General features: G+C 68.2%; 18 protein-coding genes. 5 read left to right on the top strand and 13 right to left on the bottom strand.

The window, feature by feature from the left end:
• Positions 1-16 precede the first annotated feature (16 nt).
• The 4 genes from qcrC (at position 17) to ASG45_RS08640 (ending at position 4430) form a co-directional block, all read left to right on the top strand.
• Positions 17-829: a cytochrome bc1 complex diheme cytochrome c subunit gene (gene qcrC / locus ASG45_RS08655; protein WP_055835609.1), complete on the top strand. Its 813-nt coding sequence runs from the start codon at positions 17-19 to the stop codon at positions 827-829.
• 39 nt (positions 830-868) lie between these two features.
• The gene (gene qcrA / locus ASG45_RS08650) at positions 869-1927 is read left to right on the top strand and encodes a cytochrome bc1 complex Rieske iron-sulfur subunit (protein WP_055835606.1); all 1059 of its coding nucleotides are present in this window, start codon (positions 869-871) and stop codon (positions 1925-1927) included.
• A complete protein-coding gene (qcrB, locus tag ASG45_RS08645) occupies positions 1924-3765 on the top strand; it encodes a cytochrome bc1 complex cytochrome b subunit (protein WP_055835604.1) in 1842 nt (613 codons plus the stop codon). Before qcrA ends, qcrB begins: the two co-directional genes overlap by 4 nt.
• 257 nt (positions 3766-4022) lie before the next feature.
• On the top strand, positions 4023-4430 hold the full coding sequence (locus tag ASG45_RS08640) for a rhodanese-like domain-containing protein (protein ID WP_055835600.1): 408 nt from the start codon (positions 4023-4025) through the stop codon (positions 4428-4430).
• 334 nt (positions 4431-4764) lie between these two features.
• On the opposite strand, the gene ASG45_RS08635 is transcribed toward ASG45_RS08640, so the two are convergent.
• The 7 genes from ASG45_RS08635 to ASG45_RS08605 all read right to left on the bottom strand — a co-directional run bounded on the left by ASG45_RS08635 (position 4765) and on the right by ASG45_RS08605 (position 11538).
• The gene (locus ASG45_RS08635; protein WP_156459410.1) at positions 4765-5277 is read right to left on the bottom strand and encodes a hypothetical protein; all 513 of its coding nucleotides are present in this window, start codon (positions 5275-5277) and stop codon (positions 4765-4767) included.
• A 403-nt stretch (positions 5278-5680) separates the two neighbouring features.
• Positions 5681-6472, bottom strand: coding sequence for a PP2C family protein-serine/threonine phosphatase (locus ASG45_RS08630; protein ID WP_055835594.1), 792 nt, complete (start codon positions 6470-6472; stop codon positions 5681-5683).
• Positions 6473-6476: 4 nt separating this feature from the next.
• Positions 6477-6893, bottom strand: coding sequence for a cytochrome c oxidase subunit 4 (locus tag ASG45_RS08625; RefSeq protein ID WP_055835591.1), 417 nt, complete (start codon positions 6891-6893; stop codon positions 6477-6479).
• Positions 6894-6895: 2 nt separating this feature from the next.
• Positions 6896-8659 carry an aa3-type cytochrome oxidase subunit I gene (gene ctaD / locus ASG45_RS08620; RefSeq protein WP_055835588.1) on the bottom strand — a complete coding sequence of 588 codons (1764 nt, stop codon included), beginning with the start codon at positions 8657-8659 and terminating at the stop codon, positions 6896-6898.
• A 2-nt stretch (positions 8660-8661) separates the two neighbouring features.
• The gene (gene ctaC, locus ASG45_RS08615) at positions 8662-9543 is read right to left on the bottom strand and encodes an aa3-type cytochrome oxidase subunit II (RefSeq protein WP_082509361.1); all 882 of its coding nucleotides are present in this window, start codon (positions 9541-9543) and stop codon (positions 8662-8664) included.
• A gap of 164 nt (positions 9544-9707) precedes the next feature.
• Positions 9708-10073, bottom strand: a complete 366-nt coding sequence (locus ASG45_RS08610; RefSeq protein WP_055835582.1) for a HesB/IscA family protein — start codon at positions 10071-10073, stop codon at positions 9708-9710.
• Positions 10074-10143: 70 nt separating this feature from the next.
• Complete coding sequence (locus tag ASG45_RS08605; protein ID WP_055835579.1) at positions 10144-11538, bottom strand: dipeptidase; 1395 nt, start codon at positions 11536-11538, stop codon at positions 10144-10146.
• Between the two features lie 46 nt (positions 11539-11584).
• Between ASG45_RS08605 and ASG45_RS08600 the strand changes: the two genes are divergently transcribed.
• Positions 11585-12157: a DUF3043 domain-containing protein gene (locus ASG45_RS08600; RefSeq protein WP_055835576.1), complete on the top strand. Its 573-nt coding sequence runs from the start codon at positions 11585-11587 to the stop codon at positions 12155-12157.
• 137 nt (positions 12158-12294) lie between these two features.
• Here the strand turns inward: ASG45_RS08600 and ASG45_RS08595 are convergent, their stop codons facing one another.
• The 6 genes from ASG45_RS08595 to ASG45_RS08570 form a co-directional block, all read right to left on the bottom strand.
• A complete protein-coding gene (locus ASG45_RS08595) occupies positions 12295-13320 on the bottom strand; it encodes a quinone-dependent dihydroorotate dehydrogenase (RefSeq protein ID WP_055835573.1) in 1026 nt (341 codons plus the stop codon).
• Between the two features lie 10 nt (positions 13321-13330).
• Positions 13331-13822: a transcriptional regulator NrdR gene (gene nrdR, locus ASG45_RS08590; RefSeq protein ID WP_055835570.1), complete on the bottom strand. Its 492-nt coding sequence runs from the start codon at positions 13820-13822 to the stop codon at positions 13331-13333.
• Between the two features lie 12 nt (positions 13823-13834).
• Positions 13835-15136, bottom strand: coding sequence for a histidinol dehydrogenase (gene hisD, locus ASG45_RS08585; protein ID WP_055835567.1), 1302 nt, complete (start codon positions 15134-15136; stop codon positions 13835-13837).
• A 76-nt stretch (positions 15137-15212) separates the two neighbouring features.
• Complete coding sequence (locus ASG45_RS16615; RefSeq protein WP_055835565.1) at positions 15213-16595, bottom strand: hypothetical protein; 1383 nt, start codon at positions 16593-16595, stop codon at positions 15213-15215.
• A gap of 105 nt (positions 16596-16700) precedes the next feature.
• The gene (gene dnaE / locus ASG45_RS08575) at positions 16701-20165 is read right to left on the bottom strand and encodes a DNA polymerase III subunit alpha (protein WP_055835562.1); all 3465 of its coding nucleotides are present in this window, start codon (positions 20163-20165) and stop codon (positions 16701-16703) included.
• A 170-nt stretch (positions 20166-20335) separates the two neighbouring features.
• Complete coding sequence (locus tag ASG45_RS08570) at positions 20336-21259, bottom strand: RluA family pseudouridine synthase (protein WP_055835559.1); 924 nt, start codon at positions 21257-21259, stop codon at positions 20336-20338.
• Position 21260 lies beyond the last annotated feature (1 nt).

Here is a 21260-nt window from a genome sequence, read left to right as displayed (position 1 = left end):
GAGAGCTGCACTTCACATGGCACGCGAGAAGAAGACTCGTCGGGCGTCCGGACGCCGTAGTCCCCTGGCCGCCGCTGCACTGATCGGCATCGGACTCCTCCTCACCGGAGGCGTCTACGCCGGCGCATCGGCCGCGATGGCGGCGACCAACGCCACCCCCACGAGCGAAGCGAACTCGGCCACGGCGGTCGAAGAGGGCCAGAAGCTCTTCCAGGCCAACTGCGCCACCTGCCACGGCCTCGACCTGCAGGGCAGCCAGCAGGGCCCGTCGCTGTTCGGCGTCGGTGAGCTGTCGGTGCACTTCCAGGTGTCCACCGGCCGCATGCCCCTGCAGGCGCAGGGTCCCCAGGCTCCCGTGAAGCCGGTGCAGTTCACCGACGAGCAGATCAACGCGATCGCCGCGTACGTGCAGTCGTCGGCCCCCGGCCCGACGTACCCCACCGACGAGCTGGTCGACGGTGAGGGCGACCTGTCGCACGGTGCCGAGCTGTTCCGCATCAACTGCGCGATGTGCCACAACGTCGCCGGCGCCGGTGGCGCGCTCACCGAGGGCAAGTGGGCCCCCGACCTGCACACCGTCAGCCCGGTCAACATGTACGCCGCGATGGTCACCGGCCCGCAGAACATGCCGGTCTTCAACGACCTGAACCTCACCCCCGAAGACAAGCGCGACGTCATCTCGTACCTGATGTACCTCCAGAAGTCCGAATCCCCCGGCGGTTACGCCCTCGGGTCGTTGGGTCCGGTCTCGGAGGGTCTGTTCATCTGGATCTTCGGTATCGGGGCGTTGATCGCCCTCACCGTGTGGATCACGGCGAAGTCCAACTGACCGTCGTTCTCGACATTACGTAAACGCACGAGGAGCACCATGGCACACGAGGACGACGCACTCGAGCACGAGAGGGCTTCCTGGAAGCCCGGCTCGGGGCTCGCCGTCGCGGTTCCCGACGCCGTTCAGAACCCCGGCCTCCCGGGGCACCGTCAGCGCATGACCGATCAGGACCCGCAGGCGATGAAGCGTGCGGTTCGCACGGTCTACACCCTGTTCTACTTCTCGGTCGCGGCGAGCATCTGGGCGAGCATCGCCTACATGATCTTCCCGATCGAGTCGGGCGCGTTGATCGACATCCGCTACAACAACCTCTTCATCGGTCTGGGCATCGCCTTCGCGCTGCTCTCGATCGGTATCGGCGCCATCCACTGGTCCAAGTCGGTCATGTCCGACAAGGAGTACATCGAGGACCGCCACGCCACCCGTGGGCGCGACGAGGTGCGCGAAGCCGCCATCAACGTGTTCGTCGAGGGCGACAAGGAGTCCGGCTTCGGCCGTCGCGAGATCATCCGCAACTCGCTGTTCGCCGCTCTCGCCGCCTCCGTCATCCCCGGCATCACGCTGTTCCGCGGTCTTGCTCCGCAGGATCAGGACCCCGTGAAGCTCCTCAGCCACACCATGTGGAAAGAGGGCTCCCGCCTGTCGCACGACCCGTCCGGTCGTCCGATCCGTGCGGCCGACGTCACCATCGGCTCCGCCTTCCACGTCATCCCGGAAGAGCTCGCCAGCCTCGGCCACGACGAGGGCTACCTCGAAGAGAAGGCCAAGGCGATCGTGCTGCTGATGCGTCTGCAGCCCGAGCAGCTGAACCCCGACACCAACAACATGGACTGGTCGTACGACGGCATCGTCGCGTACTCCAAGGTCTGCACGCACGTCGGCTGCCCCGTGGCGCTGTACGAGCAGCAGACCCACCACCTCCTGTGCCCCTGCCACCAGTCGCAGTTCGACGTCGCCAATGGCGCGGCCGTCATCTTCGGCCCGGCCGCCCGTCCCCTGCCGCAGCTCCCCATCTCCGTCGACGCCGAGGGCTACCTCGTCGCGCAGAGTGACTTCCACGAGCCCGTCGGCCCCAGCTTCTGGGAGCGCTCATGAGCACCGGTACCCATCCCACCGAGAACGTCACCTCCGCACCCGCGGTGCACGCAGGTGCCCCGGCGACCGCCGGACGCGACGGCAAGCCCCTGGGCGGACGCTTCGTCGGTGCCGCGGCGAACTATCTCGACGAGCGCACGAGCATCTCGGGCATCGTCAAAGAGATGGGTCGCAAGATCTTCCCCGACCACTGGTCGTTCATGCTGGGTGAGATCGCGCTGTGGAGCTTCGTCGTCGTGCTGCTGTCCGGCACGTTCCTGACGTTCTTCTTCCAGGCGTCGATGGTCGAGACGCACTACAACGGCGCCTACGAGCCCATGCGCGGCATCGCGATGTCGGCGGCCATGGAATCGGCGCTGCACATCTCGTTCGACCTGCGCGGTGGACTGCTCGTCCGTCAGATCCACCACTGGGCCGCCCTGGTGTTCGTGGCCGGTATCGGCGTGCACATGCTGCGCGTGTTCTTCACCGGTGCGTTCCGCAAGCCCCGCGAACTCAACTGGGTCGTCGGCTTCATCCTCTTCATCCTGGCGATGGCCGAGGGCTTCACCGGCTACTCGCTCCCCGACGACCTGCTCTCGGGCAACGGCCTCCGCATCATCGACGGCATGATCAAGGGTCTGCCGATCATCGGCACGTGGACCTCGTTCCTGCTGTTCGGCGGGGAGTTCCCCGGCACCGCGATCGTGGGCCGTCTGTACACGCTGCACATCCTGCTGCTGCCGGCCATCCTGGTCGCGCTGCTGGCCGTGCACCTCATGTTGATGATCATCAACAAGCACACGCAGTTCGCCGGCCCCGCCCGTACGAACAGCAACGTCGTCGGCTACCCGATCCTCCCCGTTTACGCGTCCAAGATGGGTGGCTTCTTCTTCATCACGTTCGGTGTGATCGTCTTGATCGCCGCGCTCGTGACGATCAACCCGATCTGGAACTACGGACCGTACGACCCGTCGCCGGTGTCGGCCGGAACCCAGCCCGACTGGTACATCGGCTTCGCCGACGGCATGCTGCGCCTCATCCCGCCGCACCTAGAGTTCGTGCTGTTCGATCACACGTTCTCGTGGAACATCATCATCCCCGTCGGCGTGCTGGGCTTGTTCATCGTCCTCGTGCTGATCTACCCCTTCATCGAGGCGTGGGTCACCGGCGACAAGCGTGAGCACCACATCGCTCAGCGTCCGCGCAACGCGGCGACCCGCACCGCCATCGGTGCGGCGGGTGTGACGTTCTACGCGGTCATGTGGGCGGCGGCGTCGTCGGACATCATCGCCACGCACTTCCACCTCACGATGGAAGGTGTCATCCACGTCCTGCAGGCCCTGCTGATCGTGGGCCCGATCCTCGCCTACTTCGTCACCAAGCGCATCTGCATCGCGCTGCAGAAGAAGGACCGCGAGATCGCACTGCACGGCTACGAGTCCGGACGCATCGTGCGTCTCCCCGGTGGCGAGTACATCGAGGTGCACCAGCCCGTCGACGAGTTCGAGCGCTGGAAGCTGGTCGACAACGAGGAGTACGCTCCCCTCGTCGTCCGCCCGAACGCGAACGGGCAGATCCCCTGGCACGAGAACCTTCGTGCGTCGGTGTCGCGCTGGTTCTTCGAGGACCGTCTCGCGCCGCTGACTCAGGCCGAGCTCGACGCGGCGGTCGCCCACCAGCACCACGAGCTCGACCACATCGCGCACGAGGAAGCCGACGAGATCGCCGGCGCCAACGCCCGTGCCGACGAAGACGGCCGCCCGCCCATGGCGATCGGTGAGCGCACCGAGGTCGAGCTTCCCGCTCCGAAGGGCCTCGAGGAGCGCAACCGCCCTCAGGGTGACAAGAGCGAGTAACCCTCTATGCGAAACCCCGGTGCTTCGGCACCGGGGTTTCGTCGTTTCTGCCAGCATGCTCCGATGCACGGCGGACGCATCCCGGCGCACGTGCACACCGGCGTGCGCGTGCCCCACCCGGCGTCGCGACGCACGTTCTTCGGCATCCGCGGGCCCGCACACCCGCGACAGCGCGCGAGACCGACGTGGCAGGATGCCGCCGAGGGCTGGCACATACACCCCTCCCCTGCGTCGGCTCCCGACCGTAGCGTGTGGGCATGGCCCTCGCACACGAGTACTTCTCGACACGCCTCGCCTTCGAGACGGACCCCTCCGATGTCTACGCGGCGCAGAAGGCGGGAGAGCGCTTCGTCCTCGTCGACGTGCGAGGAGATGACGCGTGGATTCAGGGCCGCGTCTCGGGCGCCGTCCACATGCCGTACCGAGACATCGCCGAGCGGGCCGCCACCGAGATCCCGGCCGACATGCCCGTCGTGGTCTACTGCTGGAGCCCCGGGTGCAACGCCGGGCAGAAGGGCGCACTCGAGTTCTCGCGACTGGGCTACGAGGTCCGCGAGATGATCGGCGGGTACGAGTACTGGGTGCGCGAGGGGCAGCCCTTCGAGAACGACGAGGGTCCGTGCGAGCGGGTGTTCGACCCGACCGTCATGGTGGTGCGCCGCTGACACTGACCGGCGGCTCCTAGGAGACCGGGGCCCCGTTTCCTCGCAACGCGCCAGCGCGGGCCGCCGCGTCCATCAGGGAAGGCGGCGCACGGCCTCTGAGAGCATCGTCGCACCGTCTCGTCGGCGCTGTCACCGCCGCACTGCTCGCCACCGAACTGACAGAAAGTCAGTGACGCAAAAGCCGCGCGGACGCGGTAAGCAGTATTGACCGAGCTACCTCAGCACGTCGACTGGGCAACTCCACCTGCCAGGACGATGATGATCGACACAATGAAGGTCCACACCAGCGAGGAGACGACCGTGCGCTGCACAGACCGCGTCGCGAGAAGCGCAATCACGTTCGCGCGAGCGACGGTGCCACGGTGACGAGTGCGCCCGACATCATTTCCGACCACCGTGACGAACCGCCGCTGAGACCGAAGGACAGCGAAGCGGTTATCACCATGCCGTAGAGACCGAGCACGATGATGGAGCAGACAAGGGCGAACCCGCCGATCCACGCCGCCCCGCTGACGCGGGCGGCCATCATCGGCATCACACCCGCGCACACAGCGAGGAGGCTCACTCCGATCGCGGAGCCTCCGAGCGTCACCGGGTCGAGCAAACTGCACTGTGCCACCCCGCGCCACACGAGTATGCCCGCCCACCAGAGACCCGCAGCCGCACCCACCGACCACAGGGCTCCTGCAGCTGCGACCACGAATCTCAAGACCCACCGCGTGCGCGCTTTCCCCGCGGAGGTGCTCATGGATTCCGTTCCGGGCTGACCGCGACCGGCCTCGCCGACCGCCTTGCATCCCGTGAGTATCAACACGAGACAACAGCGCAGCGTCGTGAGAGCGTCCACCACGCGAGATTGTCAGCCCCACCGCTAACCCGCCAACCACCAGCCCGATGGCCAACAGGCCAATTATGGCCGGCAGCAAGATAGTCGGTGCCGCCGCCCGGTCTTCCAGGTCGAGAGACGACCCAATCTCATCGAGCCACGTGCCGTATTGCGTGCCGTAGACGACAAGCAGCGCAATCATGGTCAGTCCGATCGCCGCAGTGAGTAGCCCCCAGATGATCCCGCGCACCGGGACAGCTTTGCAGGATGAGAGGCGATGCGGAACCCATCAGTTCCGCACCACAGAGATGACGGGGATTTCCACGTGCGGCGGCGTGACAAGTGAGCTGTGACCCGTCGGCGTCGTCGCATGATCAACACGACGGGTCCCCGCCAGGCCCGGCCCGGCCAGACGTCGTACGCCTCAGGCTGTTTCGACGTCCTCAGCGAACCAGCGCGCAGCAGAACCCGAGAAGACGGGCTCGCTCGCGATCGGTTCGTCGTCGTCGACGACGTCGCACACGACGACCGTCACGTTGTCACGCGTTCCGGCTTCGAGAGCGAGCGCGACGGCGGAGGCGGCCGCGGCGCGGGGATCCGAAGCCTCGGCGATGATCCGGGCGACGTCTGCTTCGGGGACGTAGTCGGTCAGTCCATCGCTGCACAGCACCCAGCGGTCACCGACGACCGGGGGGCGCTCGGCGACGGACACGACATCTCCCTCGGCGCCTCCGAGCGACGCCGTGATGATGTTACGACGCGGGTGGGCCGCGGCGGCCTCCGGCGGGATGATGCCGTGATCGACGAGAGCCTGCACGTACGAGTCATCACGCGTCTCGCGAGTCAACTCGCCGTCGCGGAGCAGGTAGGCGCGAGAGTCGCCGGTGTGCGCCAGCAGCAGGTCGCCGCCCGTGCTGAGGAACAGACCCGTGAAGGTCGTCGCCATGCCCTGGAGCGCGGGGTCACGCTCGACATGGGCGCGGATGTCCCAGTTCGCCTCGCGAATGCGCACCAGGAGTCCATCGGCGTCGAGGCCACCGCCCCGAGTCGCGACGAGTCTATGCAGGAGCGCCGCGGAGGCGAGGTCTCCCGAGGGGCCTCCCCCGACGCCGTCTGCCACCGCCGCACCCCAGGACGCCGCGAAGGCGGCGTCCTGGTTGGTGGGACGGTGGGAGCCGGCGTCGGAGACGGCGGCCGCGATCAGCCGAACGGGCACAGGATCAGCGTGCGAAGTACCCGCGGTAGTACTCGTACACCCATCCGACGATGGCGATGACGAAGACCAGGAATCCGACGGGGACGAGCCAGCTACCGACAGCGAGACCGATCACGGCGATCGCGGCGGAACCGGCCAGGACGATGGGCCACCACGACCACGGGCTGAACTCGCCCATCTCGGGGTCACCGTCGTCGATGTCGGCCGTCAGAGTGTCCTCGGGCAGCTCACCGTTCTGCGCCTTGAGCACGCGGCCGATGTAGAAGGCGATCATGGTCGACATGAGGCCGAGGAAGGCCAGGGCGACCGTTCCGACCCACTCGACGCCACCGTGCTGGAGCAAGCTCCACACGGTGTAGACGCCGGCGATCACGAACGCGAAGACGGCCAGGAGCCACCAGAGTCCGACATTGGTACGCATCGTTACTTGACCTCTCCGGCAGCGGCGTCGACGACAGGCGCGTCGGGGGCATCCTTGGCCGGACCCACACCGACCGGAATGCCGGCCTCGGGGTGGTTCAGGTCGAAGGCGGGGCGCTCGCTACGGATACGCGGGATGGAGGTGAAGTTGTGACGCGGCGGCGGGCACGAGGTGGCCCACTCGAGCGACGCTCCGTAGCCCCACGGGTCGTCGACCGTCACGCGCGGCGCCTTGCGCGCGGTGATCCAGACGTTCAGCAGGAACGGGATCATCGACGCACCGAGGATCATCGATCCCACCGTCGACAGCTGGTTCTCCCACGTCCATCCGTCTGCGGCCGCGTAGTCGGCGTAGCGACGCACCATGCCGTCGACGCCCAGCCAGTGCTGGATGAGGAAGGTCATGTGGAAGCCGACGAACAGCATCCAGAAGTGCACCATGCCGAGACGCTCGTTGAGCATCTTGCCGGTCCACTTCGGCCACCAGAAGTAGAAGCCCGCGAACATCGCGAACACGACGGTTCCGAAGACGACGTAGTGGAAGTGCGCGACGACGAAGTACGAGTCCGACAGGTGGAAGTCGAGCGGGGGCGACGCGAGGATGACACCGGTCAGACCGCCGAAGACGAACGAGACCAGGAAGCCCAGGGCGAAGACCATCGGGGTCTCGAAGGTGACCGAGCCGCGCCACAACGTACCGATCCAGTTGAAGATCTTCACGCCGGTCGGCACCGCGATGAGCATCGTCATCAGAGCGAAGAAGGGCAGCAGCACACCACCCGTGACGTACATGTGGTGGGCCCACACCGCCACCGACAGCGCCGCGATCGCGATCGTGGCGTAGACGAGGGTCTTGTACCCGAAGATCGGCTTGCGGCTGAAGACCGGGAAGATCTCGGAGACGATGCCGAAGAACGGCAGCGCGATGATGTACACCTCGGGGTGACCGAAGAACCAGAACAGGTGCTGCCAGAGCAGGACGCCGCCGTTCTCGGGGCTGTAGATGTGCGAGCCGAGCACGCGGTCCGACGCGGCGGCGAAGATCGCCGCGGCGAGGACGGGGAACGCCAGCAGGATCAGGATGCTCGTGATCAGCGTGTTCCACGAGAAGATCGGCATGCGCCACATGGTCATGCCGGGCGCGCGCATCGTGAGGATCGTCGTGATGAAGTTCACCGCGCCGAGGATCGTGCCGAAACCGCTGATGCCGAGTCCCAGCATCCAGAGGTTTCCACCGACGCCCGGCGAGAAGCTCGCATTGGCGAGCGGCTGATAGGCGAACCATCCGAAGCCGGCCGCACCCTGCGGGGTGAGGAAGCCGGAGACGGCGATCGTGGATCCGAACAGGAACAGCCAGAAGGCGAAGGCGTTCAGCCGCGGGAACGCCACGTCGGGCGCACCGATCTGCAGCGGCAGCAGCGCGTTGGCGAAGCCCGCGAACAGCGGCGTCGCGAACATGAGCAGCATGATCGTGCCGTGCATGGTGAAGAGCTGGTTGTACTGCTCTTTCGTCGGGATGATCTGCATGCCGGGCTCGAAGAGCTCTGCGCGGATGATCAGCGCCATGACGCCACCGAGCATGAAGAACATGACGGAGGCGATCAGGTACATGTACCCGATGGTCTTGTGGTCGGTGGAGGTGATCCACTTGACGACCAGGTTGCCCTTCTGCTCAACACGCGTGGTGCTCAGCAGAGCGGCTTGACGCGGCGGGAGAGTCGTGGGGCGCGAGGCCCCCTTCTCCTGGAGCGGAAGCGTCGTGGCCATGATCACTCGTTCCCTTCGGTGCCGGCCGTGCTCAGGTTCTGCAGGCGCGACAGGTCGCTGATGTCGCCCACGTCGCCGGCCGAGCGCAGCGAGTCGAGGTAGTCCTCGTACTCGGCGTCGCTGACGACCTTGACGTTGAAGAGCATGGCGGAGTGGTATTCACCGCACAGCTCGGCGCACTTGCCCTCGTAGGTGCCCTCACGGGTGGGCGTGAACGACCACTCGTTGTCACGGCCGAGGTACATGTCTTTCTTGTAGAGGAAGTCGATGATCCAGAACGAGTGGATGACGTCGCGCGAGCGGAGGTCGATCTTGACCGTCTTGTTCACCGGCAGGTACAGGGTGGGCACGTCCTGCAGATCGTAGCCGTCGGACGTGGCCTTGGCCTGGACACCCATCGAGTAGACGGCGTCGGAGTTGTCTTCCTGCGTGCCGTTGTACTGGAAGTCCCACGCCCACTGCTTGCCGTACGCCGTGATCGACACGTCGGGGTCGTCGTACTGCGTCTCGAGCGTGTTCTGGTCGCGCGCCGTGAAGGCGAAGAAGCCGACGACCAGGATCAGAGGAACGATCGTGTAGAAGATCTCGACCGGCATGTTGTAGCGCAGCTGGACCGGCAGACCGGACTGCCCCTTGCGACGGCGGTACGCGATGACCGACCACAGCATGAGGCCCCAGGTGACGACACCCACGGCGAGGAGCACGATCCACGAGTTGACCCACAGACCGGCGACCATGTCGGTGTGGTTGGTGGCGGGCGTACCGTCATCGACGAAGCCGGGCAGGAAGCCGTGGAGCTGTGTCGTGGTGCAGCCGGACAGGAGCGCAACCGAGGCGATCCCGACGGGGAGCGCAGCCCAGCGAAGGCGACGTTTGGAGGGCACAGTGCACCTTTCCGGGTCGTGGATGAAGCTTTGACAGTCTACGGCAACCTCTCACCGTTCTCAGGCCATTCGTCCAGTGCCGAGACATCGAGAACCCCCGGGTTCCGCGGTGTGATCCGGGGTCCGGGGGTTCTCGATGGGGCGCCGTGAAACGGCGGCTGAGATCAGTGGAAGCTGTCGCCGCAGGCGCAGGAACCGCCGGCGTTGGGGTTGTCGATCGTGAAGCCCTGCTCCGAGATCGTGTCCTTGAAGTCGATGTTCGCACCGTCGAGGTACGGAACGCTCATGTCGTCGACGATGACCTCGACGCCGTCGAAATCGGCGACCTTATCACCGTCGAGGTAACGCTCGTCGAAGTAGAGCTGGTAGATGAGTCCGGAGCATCCGCCGGGCTGAACGGCCACGCGCAGACGAAGGTCGTCGCGACCCTCCTGCGAGAGCAGGCTCTTCACCTTGTCGGAGGCGGCGGCGGTGAGGCCGACACCGTGCTCGCGGGTCTCGGCGGAGGACGACAGTGTGGTGTCGGTCATGGCGATGCCCTTCGGTTGATCGGTCGCGGGGACGTGACGAGTCTACGCCCGCCACGGCCCCGCGGTCCGCTCAGACGGTGCGCTCGTTCAAACGCGTCAGCAGGAGGGCCTCCGACACCAGGGCGTTGCGGAACGTGTCGAGGTGCAGCGACTCGTTCGGGCTGTGCGCGCGAGCGTGGGGGTCCTCGACACCGGTCACGAGAATCTGGGCGCTCGGGAACTCGCGCACGAGGTCGGCGATGAAGGGGATCGATCCGCCGACGCCGACGTCGACCGAGTCCACGCCGTACCCGTCGGCGAACGAGGCGCGAGCGTCTTCGACGGCCCATCCGCTCGTGTCGACGAGGAACGCGTCGCCGCAGTCGACGTCGGTGAACTCCAGCTGCGCGCCGAACGGCGCATGGGCGCGCAAGTGCGCCTCGATCGCCCGGTAGGCCTCATGGGCGTCCTGCCCCGGGGCGACGCGGGCGCTGATCACCACGCGGGTCTGCGGGGCGAGGGTGTTCGACGCCGAGTCGACGGGCGTGGCGTCCCAGCCGGTGATCGTGACCGACGGCTTGTTCCAGATCCGGCTGAGGATGGCGTCGCGGCCGATCGGCCGCACCCCGTCGAGCAGTCCCGACTCGGCGCGCAGGGTCTCTTCGCTGTAGTCGGGCGTGGGGGCGTCGCGCTCGAGGAGACCGTCGACGGCGACGGCGCCGTCGTCGTCCCACAGCGTCGCGAGCAGCTTCACCGTGGCGAGCATGGCATCCGGGACGGCGCCGCCCATCATGCCGGAGTGCGATGCGTGCTCGAGGGTGCGCACGGTGAGCGTGAAGCGCGCGTTCCCGCGGAGCGACACCGTGAGACCGGGGGTGCGGTCGTCCCAGTTGCCCGAGTCGGCGACGACGATCACGTCGGAGCGCAGCACCTCGGCGTTGTCGGAGAGGAACTGCCCGAACGAGCGCGAGCCGTACTCCTCTTCGCCCTCGATGAACACCGCGATGCCCAGGTCGAGGTCGTCTCCGAGGACTTCGCTCACGGCGCGGATGGCACCGACGTGGGCCATGACCCCCGCCTTGTCGTCGGCGGCGCCGCGGCCGTAGAGGCGGCCGTCGCGCACGGTGGGTTCGAAGGGCGGTGAGTCCCACAGGGCTTCGTCGCCGGGAGGCTGGACGTCGTGGTGCGCATACAGAAGAACGGTGGGCCGACCGTTGCGAGCGGCTCGCGACGCCAGCACGGCGGGCTGTCCCATCTCGTCGGTGCCGGGAATCGCGGCACGCGCTACCTCGACGGAATCGAAGACGCCGGTGCCCCTCAACAGGGCGGCGACGGCGTCAGCGCTCTCGACGAGGGCGGACTGATCGAACGACGGCCACGCGATCGACGGGATGCGTACGAGGGAGCCGAGATCGGACAGGGCGGCGGGGATGCCGGCGTCGGCTGCGCGATGCACAGCCTCGTGCCGGGACAGGTCGGGGGTCATGCGGGTAATCTTAGATCTCCCGATCCGCGAACTGCCGAGGTAACCCGTGGCCAAGTCCCCCGCCCCCGCCCCCAACGACACCCCCGTCGAGCCGACGGTCCTCGGATCGGGTAAGGGTCGCGCGACCCCGTCGCGCGCCGAGCAAGAGGCCGCCCGCAAGCGCCCGCTCGTCCCCGACACCAAAGAGGCCAAGGCCCGCGCCCGAGCCGAGCTCGCCGCCCAGCGCGAGAAGGCCCGCGTCGGCATGGCCGCCGGCGAGGAGCGCTACCTCCCGGTGCGCGACCGCGGTCCGCAGCGCCGCTTCGGACGCGACTTCGTCGACGCGGGCTGGCACCTCGGTGAGGGCGTCATGCCGTTCATGGTCCTCGTGATCGTGGCGACGCTGATCCCCGTCGCGTTCTTCCAGTACTGGTCGTTCGTGGCGCTGTGGATCTTCATCCTGTTCGTCGTCGGCGACATGATCATCACCTCGATCCGCGTCAAGCGCGCCGCGAAAGAGAAGTTCGGCGAGAGCAAGCTCGAGAAGGGTCTCGGCTGGTACGCGGCGATGCGCACCGTGCAGATGCGGTTCATGCGTCTGCCCAAGCCGCAGGTCAAGCGCGGGCAGTACCCCGTCTGACACGACCGATCTCCTCGAAGCGGCGCGCCTCCGGGCGCGCCGCTTCGTCGTTTCCGGGGCCGCCACCGGCGCGCTCCGGGTCAGCGAATCGCAGCCCGCGCCCTCCGGGTCGGCAAATCGGGCCGGCGCGCTCCGGGTCAGCGTCGCGCGGCGAGACCGCGGCTGATCTGCCGGGCCCACAGTGGACCGCGATACAGGAAGCCGGTGTAGCCCTGCACCAGCGTCGCGCCGGCGGCGAGGCGGTCGCGCACGTCGTCGGCGGTCTCTACTCCCCCGGCCGAGATGACCACGAACTCCGCCGGAACGGCGGTCCGCACGAGTCGGAGCACCTCGGCGGCACGCGCTCTGAGGGGCGCCCCCGACAGGCCACCCGCTCCCGCTGCCTCGACCTTCGCGGCATCGGTGGAGAGCCCCGAACGCGAGATGGTGGTGTTGGTGGCGATGATGCCGGCGAGTCCCGCATCGACCGCGAGGCGCGCGATGTCCTGCACCTCGGCGTCGTCGAGATCCGGAGCGATCTTCACCAGCAGCGGGGTGTCCCCCGCGGCATCCCGAACCTCCGTCAGCAGGGGGCGGAGCGTCTCGACCGCTTGCAGTCCGCGCAGGCCGGGGGTGTTCGGCGACGACACGTTCACCACGAGGTAGTCGGCCAGCGGCGCCAACAGGCGGGCGCTGCGCACGTAGTCGGTGGTGGCGTCGTCGACGGCGACCACGCGGCTCTTGCCGATGTTGACGCCGATCACCGGACGACGCCGCGCACGACGCAGCCGCCGCAGCTTCGCCGCCGCCGCCGCCGCGCCGTCGTTGTTGAACCCCATGCGGTTGATGACCGCACGGTCGGCGACGAGGCGGAACAGACGCGGACGGGGGTTGCCGGGCTGCGGGAGCGCCGTGACCGTTCCGACCTCGACGTGTCCGAACCCGAGCGCGCCGAGTCCCCGCACCATGGTGACGTTCTTGTCGAAGCCCGCCGCGACTCCGAACGGCGAATCGAAGTGCAGTCCGAGCGCATCCACTCCGTGGCCCGCGGGGGGCGCCGTGAACCGACGGACGACGGATGCCACCGGCTCGACGCCCGCGACACGGATCACGAGCGCACCGAGGTGGTGGGCGAACTCGGGGTCGAGGCGGGTCAGGACCGTGCGGAAGAGAAGGGGATACATCCCCGCCAGGTTACTGGACGTCGTCGCTGTCGTCGGGCGCCGCGGTCGGTCGTGCCGCGTGGTCGGCGCGCAGCTGCGCGATGGCCGCGTCGAAGTCGTCGAGCGAGTCGAACGCCTGGTAGACGCTGGCGAAGCGCAGGTAGGCGACCTCGTCGAGCTCGCGGAGCGGTCCGAGGATCGAGAGGCCGATCTCGTTGGCCTCGATCTGCGACGACCCCGTCTGGCGGATGGCCTCTTCGACCTTCTGGGCGAGCACGGCGAGGTCGGCGTCGGTGACGGGTCGACCCTGACAGGCCTTTCGGGCACCCGACATGACCTTCTCGCGGCTGAAGGGTTCGACCACGCCCGAGCGTTTGATGACGTTCAGGCCGGCCGTCTCGACCGTCGAGAAGCGCCCTCCGCAGTTGGGGCACTGACGACGACGACGGATGCTCAGACCGTCGTCGCTCGTGCGCGAATCGATGACGCGGGAGTCGGGGTGGCGGCAGAACGGGCAGTGCATGACGGCGCCAGACTACGCGTCGAAACGCGCGGTCACGGCCTCGCCGTGCGCGGGCAGCGCCTCGGCCTCGGCGAGGACGACGATGGCGTCGCGCACCTGGGCGAGCGCCGCGCGGTCGTACTCGATGACCTGCTGAGGTCGCAGGAACGTCGACGCCGACAGCCCGGCTCCGTACCGGGCCTGTCCCCCGGTCGGCAGCACGTGGTTGCTGCCCGCCAGGTAGTCACCGAGGCTCACCGGCGTGTAGGGACCGACGAAAACGGCACCCGCGTTGACGAAGTCCTCGGGGCGGGGGTCGGACAATTGCAGCTCGAGGTGCTCGGGCGCGTAGGCATTGCTGAACGCGGTGGCCTGGGCGATGTCGTCGACGAGCACCACGGCCGACTGCGGACCGTCGAACGCGGCGATGACCCGGTCGGTGTGACGGGTGGCGGCGACCCGGTCCGGCAGCGCCGCCCGCACGGCGTCGGCGAGCTCGACGGAGTCGGTGACGAGGACGGCCGAGGCCTGCTCGTCGTGCTCGGCCTGGCTGACGAGGTCGGCGGCGACCAGATCGGGGCGCGCCGAGGCATCGGCCACGACGAGGATCTCGGTCGCACCGGCCTCGGAGTCGGTTCCCACCCGGCCGGCGACCGCGCGCTTGGCCGAGGCCACGAAGTTGTTGCCCGGTCCGGTGACGACATCGACCGGGTCGAGACCGATCTCGGCCACGCCGTACGCGAAGGCGCCGATGGCACCGGCCCCGCCCATCGCGTACACCTCGGTGACGCCGAGCAGACGCGCGGCGGCCAGGATCACGGGGTGCACACGCCCCCCGAAGGCCGACTGCGCGGGAGAGGCCAGTGCCACCTCGCGCACGCCCGCGACCTGCGCGGGAACGACGTTCATCACCACGCTCGACGGGTAGACGGCCTTACCGCCCGGAACGTAGAGACCGACGCGGCGCACGGGTTGCCACCGCTGCGTGACACGCGCACCCGCGCCCAGCTCGGTGACCACGGGGGCCGGAACCTGAGCGGCGGATGCCGCGCGCACACGCGAGATCGCCTCATCGAGGGCGGCCCGGATCGCCGGGTCGAGATCGCGCAGGGCCTCGTCGAGGTGCGCGGCGGGCACGCGGATGACGTGGTCGCTGACGCGGTCGAAACGGGCGGCCTGTTCGCGGAGCGCCTCTTCGCCCCGTCGCGCGACATCGTCGACCAGACGGGCGGCGGTGGCGAGGGCCTCATCGCGGGCGGCCTCGGCGCGCGGAACCACAGCGAGGAGCTCGGCCGGCGAGAGCACGCGGCCGCGGAGATCGATCGTGCGAAGCATGAGTCCAGGCTACCGGCCGCCTGCGAGCCGCTCCGCGCGCGGCGGGCGGCTCGCAGGCGGTCCTCAGCCGCGCGGGTCAGCCGCGGGTGACGCCCGAGACGTCGTGGAGGTAGCCGATGCGACCGTCATCGTGACGGATGACGAACGTCTCGCCGCGGTCCTCGACCACCAGGGCCCAGGCGGTCGGCCCGACCCGGAAGATGGGCGTGCCGTAGTCGTCGACGACCTCGCGCTCGACGGGGGCCAGCGCCCAGAACGCCTGGGCGTGGTGGGGCGCGTGCCGGTGGTCGTCCTGACCATCCTGGCTCGACGCATCGGACGTGTGATCGTGCCGGGGATCTTCGTCGCGGACTCCACGACCATCGTGGTCGTCGCCGCGGAGGGGAGCGAAGACGTCGGTGTCGTTGTGGTCGTCGGCGTGCGTGGGGAGCACGCTGGTGGCCGGGGCGCCCTCGTGCGTCAGGTCGGTCGAACCGGTGTAGCTGCCGGGCACCGGCGCCTCGTCGTGCGCCGACGCGGAGTCGGGGCGCGACCCGTCGTGGTCGTCGGTCACGGGCGCACCGGCGGCGACGTGCACGGGCCGCGGGGTGCGCGGGCGCGGCACGACCGGGCGGATCGGGCGCGCGTTGCGGTGCGCGGCGACCTCGTCACGACCGCGGAAGTCGCGCGAGAACGGCGGGATCCACGGACCCGCCACGGTGAGCACCACACCCGCGAGAAGGAGCACGGCCTCGACCCAGACCACCCACGAGCGCGTCCAGATGCCCGTGTCACCGAACACCGCGACGGTGTCCCACACCCACGCGACCCACACGAGGGCGGAGATCGAGAACGCCACCGAGGCGAACTGGTCGATCCCGAGCGAACCGACGCGACGAATGCCCTGGGGCGACAGGCGGCGCAGCGCGATCAGACCGACAGCTGCCGTCGGCAGAGCCATCGCCGGGATCCACCACAGCCCCGAAGACCACACGTTGACCCCACCGACGAGCACTCCCGACGGCGAATCGAGGATGTTGGTGCGGAAGAACGAGACGAAGAAGGCGAGGATCCACGTGCCCAGCAGTGCGACTTCGCGGACCGAGAACGGTCCGACGCCGAACTGCGGCGCATCGCCCGGGTGCGCGGTGCCGTCGGCGGTGGACGCGCGGGGCGGCGCACCCTCGTCGACGCGGTCGCCGGTGGAGACACGCCCGGCGTCGCCGTGCGGGTCGTCGCCGGCGGAGGCGGGGTTCGCCGCGCCATCGTGCGCGTGGTCGGCGGCGTCGGGGGAAGCGTGGTCGAGGGAGGCGTTCTCGGAAGAGGCGTCGGCGGCGGAGGCGCTGTCGGAGGAAGCCGTGTCGGCGGAGGCGGACGCGTCGTACGCCGGGGCGTCCGGCGCGAGGATCTGGTCGACGTCGCGGGCGGTGCCGGGAGTACCCGGCGCCGTCGCGCGGTCGTGGGGGGTGTGATCGGTCACGGTGGTCCTTTCCGAAGGGCGGCGGAACGCCCGGTCATCGTAACCAGCGGGGGTTCGGCACCGCCGGGGATTGCGGCGCGCGCGTTTCGGCGCGCGAAGTGGTCGTCAGCCGAGGCAGTTGGGGCCGAGCAGACCCTTGAGCTCCCCGAACAGGTCGGCGGTCACCCGCACCGGCATCGGCACCTCGAAGACCTTGGCTGTGCTGCCCTTGTGGAGTTTGAGAACGACCTCTGTACTGCCTGAATGGCGACGCAGCATCTGCGCCAGTTCTCCGACGAGCGCTTCGCTCGCCCGCTGCTCGGGCACCATCAGTGTGAGCCCGCCGGTCTCGTCGAGACCTTCAAGATCGGGCGCGAAGGCGCTCTGGGCGTGCAGGTTGAGACCGTCATCGCGTCGCGATACGCGCCCTCGGATGACCATGATGCCGTCGGCCACGAGCGCCGGCGAGAACTCGGCGTACGTCTTGCCCATGAACATCACGGTCACCTCACCGTTGAAGTCCTCGATGGTGACCATGCCGTAGGGGTTGCCGCTCTGCTTCGCGACGCGGTGCTGCACGCTCGTGAGCAGACCCGCGACGGTGACCTGGTCGCCGTCCTGGACGTCTTCGGAGGCCAGCAGGTCGTGGATCGAGGTCGACGCGTGCTTGGCCAACGGCACCTCGAGCCCGGCGAGCGGGTGATCGGACACGTACAGGCCGAGCATCTCGCGCTCGAAGGCGAGCTTGTCCTTCTTCGTCCATTCCGGCCGCTCGGGAACCTTCTGCACCTGCTGCGGTTCGTCCCAGAGCGAGTCGAAGTCGAACCCGACCTCGCCGTTGGCTTCTCGCCGCTTGTCGAGCACGGCGCCCTCGCAGGCGTCCTCGTGCACCTCGATGAGCGACCGTCGCGTCGACCCGAGCGTGTCGAAGGCCCCGGCCTTGATGAGCGACTCGACGGTGCGCTTGTTCGCCACGTGCACGGGCACCTTCGACAGGAAGTCGTGGAACGAGGTGTACGGGGCGTCTTGGCGCGCCGAGACGATGCCGTCGACGACGTTGGTGCCGACGTTGCGGATCGCGCCCAGGCCGAAGCGGATGTCTTCGCCGACGGCCGCGAAGAACCGGATCGACTCGTTGACGTCGGGCGGCAGAACCTTGATGCCCATGCGACGGCACTCGTTGAGGTACACCGCCATCTTGTCTTTCGAGTCGCCGACGCTCGTCAGCAGCGCGGCCATGTACTCGGCCGGGTAGTGCGCCTTGAGGTAGGCCGTCCAGTACGAGACGAGACCGTAGGCGGCGGTGTGCGCCTTGTTGAAGGCGTAGTCGGCGAACGACTCGAGCACCTTCCACAGGGTCTGCTGCGCGGCGTCGCCGAACCCGCGCTCGGTCATGCCACCGAAGAACGTCTCTTTCTGCTTGTCGAGCTCGCTCTTCTTCTTCTTGCCCATCGCGCGACGCAGCAGGTCGGCCTGGCCCAGGGTGTACCCGGCCACGCGCTGCGCGACGGCCATCACCTGCTCCTGATAGACGATCAGCCCGTACGTCGTGTCGAGGATGTCGGCGAGGGGCTCCTCGAGTTCGGGGTGGATCGGCTCGATCTCTTGCTGCCGGTTCTTTCGCAGGGCGTAGTTGATGTGCGAGTTCACGCCCATGGGACCCGGGCGGTACAGCGCGAGCACCGCCGAGATGTCCTCGAAGTTGTCGGGGCGCATGAGCCGCAGAAGCGAGCGCATGGGACCACCGTCGAGCTGGAACACGCCGAGCGTGTCGCCGCGGGCGAGCAGCTCGTACGAGGCCACGTCGTCGAGTTCGAGGTCTTCGAGCACGAGGGGGTGCCCGCGGTTGGCCTCGATGTTGTCGAGGGCGTCGTTGATGATGGTGAGGTTGCGCAGCCCCAGGAAGTCCATCTTGATCAGGCCGAGCGACTCGCACGCGGGGTAGTCGAACTGCGTGACGATCTGGCCGTCCTGCTCGCGGCGCATGATCGGGATGATGTCGATCAGCGGCTCGCTCGACATGATGACGCCGGCCGCGTGCACGCCCCACTGGCGCTTCAGGTTCTCGAGGCCCAGGGCGGTGTCGAAGACCGTCTTCGCCTCGGCGTCGGTCTCGATCAGCGTGCGGAACTCGCTCGCCTCTTTGTATCGCGGGTGCTCGGGGTTGAACATGCCGTCGAGCGGCATGTCTTTGCCCATCACGGCGGGGGGCATGGCCTTGGTGAGCCGGTCGCCCATGCTGAAGGGGAAACCGAGCACGCGCCCGGCGTCTTTCAGCGCCTGCTTGGCCTTGATCGTGCCGTACGTGACGATCTGCGCGACGCGCTCGTCGCCGTACTTCTCGGTGACGTACTGGATCACCTCGCCACGACGACGGTCGTCGAAGTCGACGTCGAAGTCGGGCATCGAGACGCGGTCGGGGTTGAGGAAGCGCTCGAAGATGAGGCCGTGCTGCAGCGGGTCGAGGTCGGTGATCTTCATCGCATAGGCGACCATGGAGCCCGCGCCGGATCCACGGCCGGGGCCGACGCGGATGCCGTGGTCCTTGGCCCAGTTGATGAAGTCGGCGACGACGAGGAAGTAGCCCGGGAACCCCATCTGCAGGATGACGCCGGTCTCGTACTCGGCCTGCTTGCGCACGGCGTCGGGGATACCGCCCGGGTAGCGGTCGTGGAGGCCGTTCTCGACCTCTTTGATCATCCAGCTGTCTTCGGTCTCGCCCGCGGGGACCGGGAAGCGCGGCATGTAGTTGGCCGAGGTGTTGAACTCGACCTCGCACCGCTCGGCGATGAGCAGCGTGTTGTCGCAGGCTTCGGGGTTGTCGCGGAACACCTGCCGCATCTCGGCGGGCGACTTGACGTAGTACCCGTCGCCGTCGAAGCGGAAGCGCTTGGGATCGTCGAGCGTCGATCCCGACTGCACGCACAGCAGCGCCGCGTGACTCGTGGCGTCGTGCTGGTGGGTGTAGTGGAGGTCGTTGGTGCCGACCAGGGGGATGTCGAGGTCCTTGGAGATCTTGAGCAGATCGCTCATGACGCGACGCTCGATCGAGAGTCCGTGGTCCATGATCTCGGCGAAGTAGTTCTCTTTGCCGAAGATGTCCTGGAACTCCGCCGCCGCGGCGCGCGCGGCCTCGTACTGCCCGAGTCGAAGACGCGTCTGCACCTCGCCCGAGGGGCACCCGGTGGTGGCGATGAGCCCCTTGCCGTAGGTCTGCAGCAGCTCGCGGTCCATGCGGGGCTTGAAGTAGTAGCCCTCCATGCTCGCCTTGGACGACAACCGGAACAGGTTGTGCATGCCCTCGGTGGTCTCGGACAGCAGCGTCATGTGCGTGTACGCACCGGAGCCCGAGACGTCGTCGCCCTGCTGCTCGGGGGTGCCCCAGCGCACGCGGGTCTTGTCGGAACGATGGGTGCCCGGCGTGACGTACGCCTCGATGCCGATGATCGGCTTGATGCCGGCGTCTTTCGCGGTCTTGTAGAACTCGTAGGCCGCGAAGGTGTTGCCGTGGTCGGTGACGGCGATGGCCGACATGCCCTGCTTCGCCGCTTCTTGGACCATCGGTCCGATGCGGGCCGCACCGTCGAGCATCGAATATTCACTGTGAACATGAAGGTGAACGAAGGAGTCTGCTGCCACGTACCGAGTGTACGTTCGGCCTCCGACATCGGTTCCGGAAGTTCGCGGCGGACGCCCAGTTCGCGTGTCGTCCCCGGGCGCGTCGCCGGGGTCCGGCATCCTGTTCGCGCCCGATGTCGAGATCAGATCGAGTCGGAGAGGATCTCGAGCGCGCTCGCGAGATCGGCGGGGTACGGCGACTCGAACGACACCCACTCCCCCGTACCGGGGTGGCTGAAGGCCAGCCGATGGGCGTGCAACCACTGCCGCGTGAGCCCCAGGCGCGCCGACAGGGTCGGGTCGGCGCCGTAGAGCGGATCCCCCGCGCACGGATGCCGGTGCGCGGCCATGTGCACACGGATCTGATGCGTGCGTCCGGTCTCGAGATGGATCTCGAGCAGTGACGCGCGGGGGAACGCCTCGAGGGTCTCGTAGTGCGTGACCGAGTCTTTTCCCTCGGGGGTCACGGCGAACTTCCACGAGTGGTGCGGATGCCGCCCGATGGGTGCGTCGATCGTTCCCGCGAGGGGGTCGGGGTGCCCCTGCACCACCGCGTGGTAGATCTTCTCGACCTCGCGCTCTTTGAAGGCGCTCTTGAGGAGTGTGTAGGCGCGCTCGGTCTTGGCGACGACCATGAGCCCGCTCGTACCGGCGTCGAGACGATGAACGACGCCCCGGCGCTCGGCCGGGCCGCTGGTGGCGATGCGGAAGCCGCCCGCGGCCAGGGCGCCGAGCACCGTGGGCCCGTCCCACCCGACGGAGGGGTGCGCGGCGACGCCCGCCGGCTTGTCGACCACGACGATGTCGTCGTCGTCGTGGACGATCCCCAGATCGGGCACGGCGACCGGGATGATCTCGGGGTCGCGCTTGGGCTCCCATTCGACGCTCAACCAGGTGCCCGCGCGCAGGCGGTCGGACCGGCCGGCGGGGCGACCGTCGACACTCACTCCCCCGGCGTCGGCGACCTCGGCGGCGAAGGTGCGGGAGAACCCCAGCATCTTGGCGAGCGCCTGGTCGACGCGCGTTCCGTCGAGCCCGTCGGGGACGGGCAGGCTCCGCGACTCCATG

This window comes from Microbacterium sp. Leaf436 (assembly GCF_001424715.1).
Taxonomy (GTDB): Bacteria; Actinomycetota; Actinomycetes; order Actinomycetales; family Microbacteriaceae; genus Microbacterium.
The sequence above is the reverse complement of the archived record's forward strand: the minus strand, read 5'-3'. Positions and strand labels throughout refer to the sequence as shown.

Bases quoted from the DNA above. Each gene is read 5' to 3' on its own strand.
- qcrC (WP_055835609.1), top strand. From the start codon at position 17: ATGGCACGCGAGAAGAAGACTCGTCGGGCGTCCGGACGCCGTAGTCCC.
- qcrA (WP_055835606.1), top strand. From the start codon at position 869: ATGGCACACGAGGACGACGCACTCGAGCACGAGAGGGCTTCCTGGAAG.
- qcrB (WP_055835604.1), top strand. From the start codon at position 1,924: ATGAGCACCGGTACCCATCCCACCGAGAACGTCACCTCCGCACCCGCG.
- ASG45_RS08640 (WP_055835600.1), top strand. From the start codon at position 4,023: ATGGCCCTCGCACACGAGTACTTCTCGACACGCCTCGCCTTCGAGACG.
- ASG45_RS08625 (WP_055835591.1), bottom strand. From the start codon at position 6,893: ATGCGTACCAATGTCGGACTCTGGTGGCTCCTGGCCGTCTTCGCGTTC.
- ctaD (WP_055835588.1), bottom strand. From the start codon at position 8,659: ATGGCCACGACGCTTCCGCTCCAGGAGAAGGGGGCCTCGCGCCCCACG.
- ASG45_RS08610 (WP_055835582.1), bottom strand. From the start codon at position 10,073: ATGACCGACACCACACTGTCGTCCTCCGCCGAGACCCGCGAGCACGGT.
- ASG45_RS08605 (WP_055835579.1), bottom strand. From the start codon at position 11,538: ATGACCCCCGACCTGTCCCGGCACGAGGCTGTGCATCGCGCAGCCGAC.
- ASG45_RS08595 (WP_055835573.1), bottom strand. From the start codon at position 13,320: ATGTATCCCCTTCTCTTCCGCACGGTCCTGACCCGCCTCGACCCCGAG.
- nrdR (WP_055835570.1), bottom strand. From the start codon at position 13,822: ATGCACTGCCCGTTCTGCCGCCACCCCGACTCCCGCGTCATCGATTCG.
- hisD (WP_055835567.1), bottom strand. From the start codon at position 15,136: ATGCTTCGCACGATCGATCTCCGCGGCCGCGTGCTCTCGCCGGCCGAG.
- dnaE (WP_055835562.1), bottom strand. From the start codon at position 20,165: ATGCTCGACGGTGCGGCCCGCATCGGACCGATGGTCCAAGAAGCGGCG.
- ASG45_RS08570 (WP_055835559.1), bottom strand. From the start codon at position 21,259: ATGGAGTCGCGGAGCCTGCCCGTCCCCGACGGGCTCGACGGAACGCGC.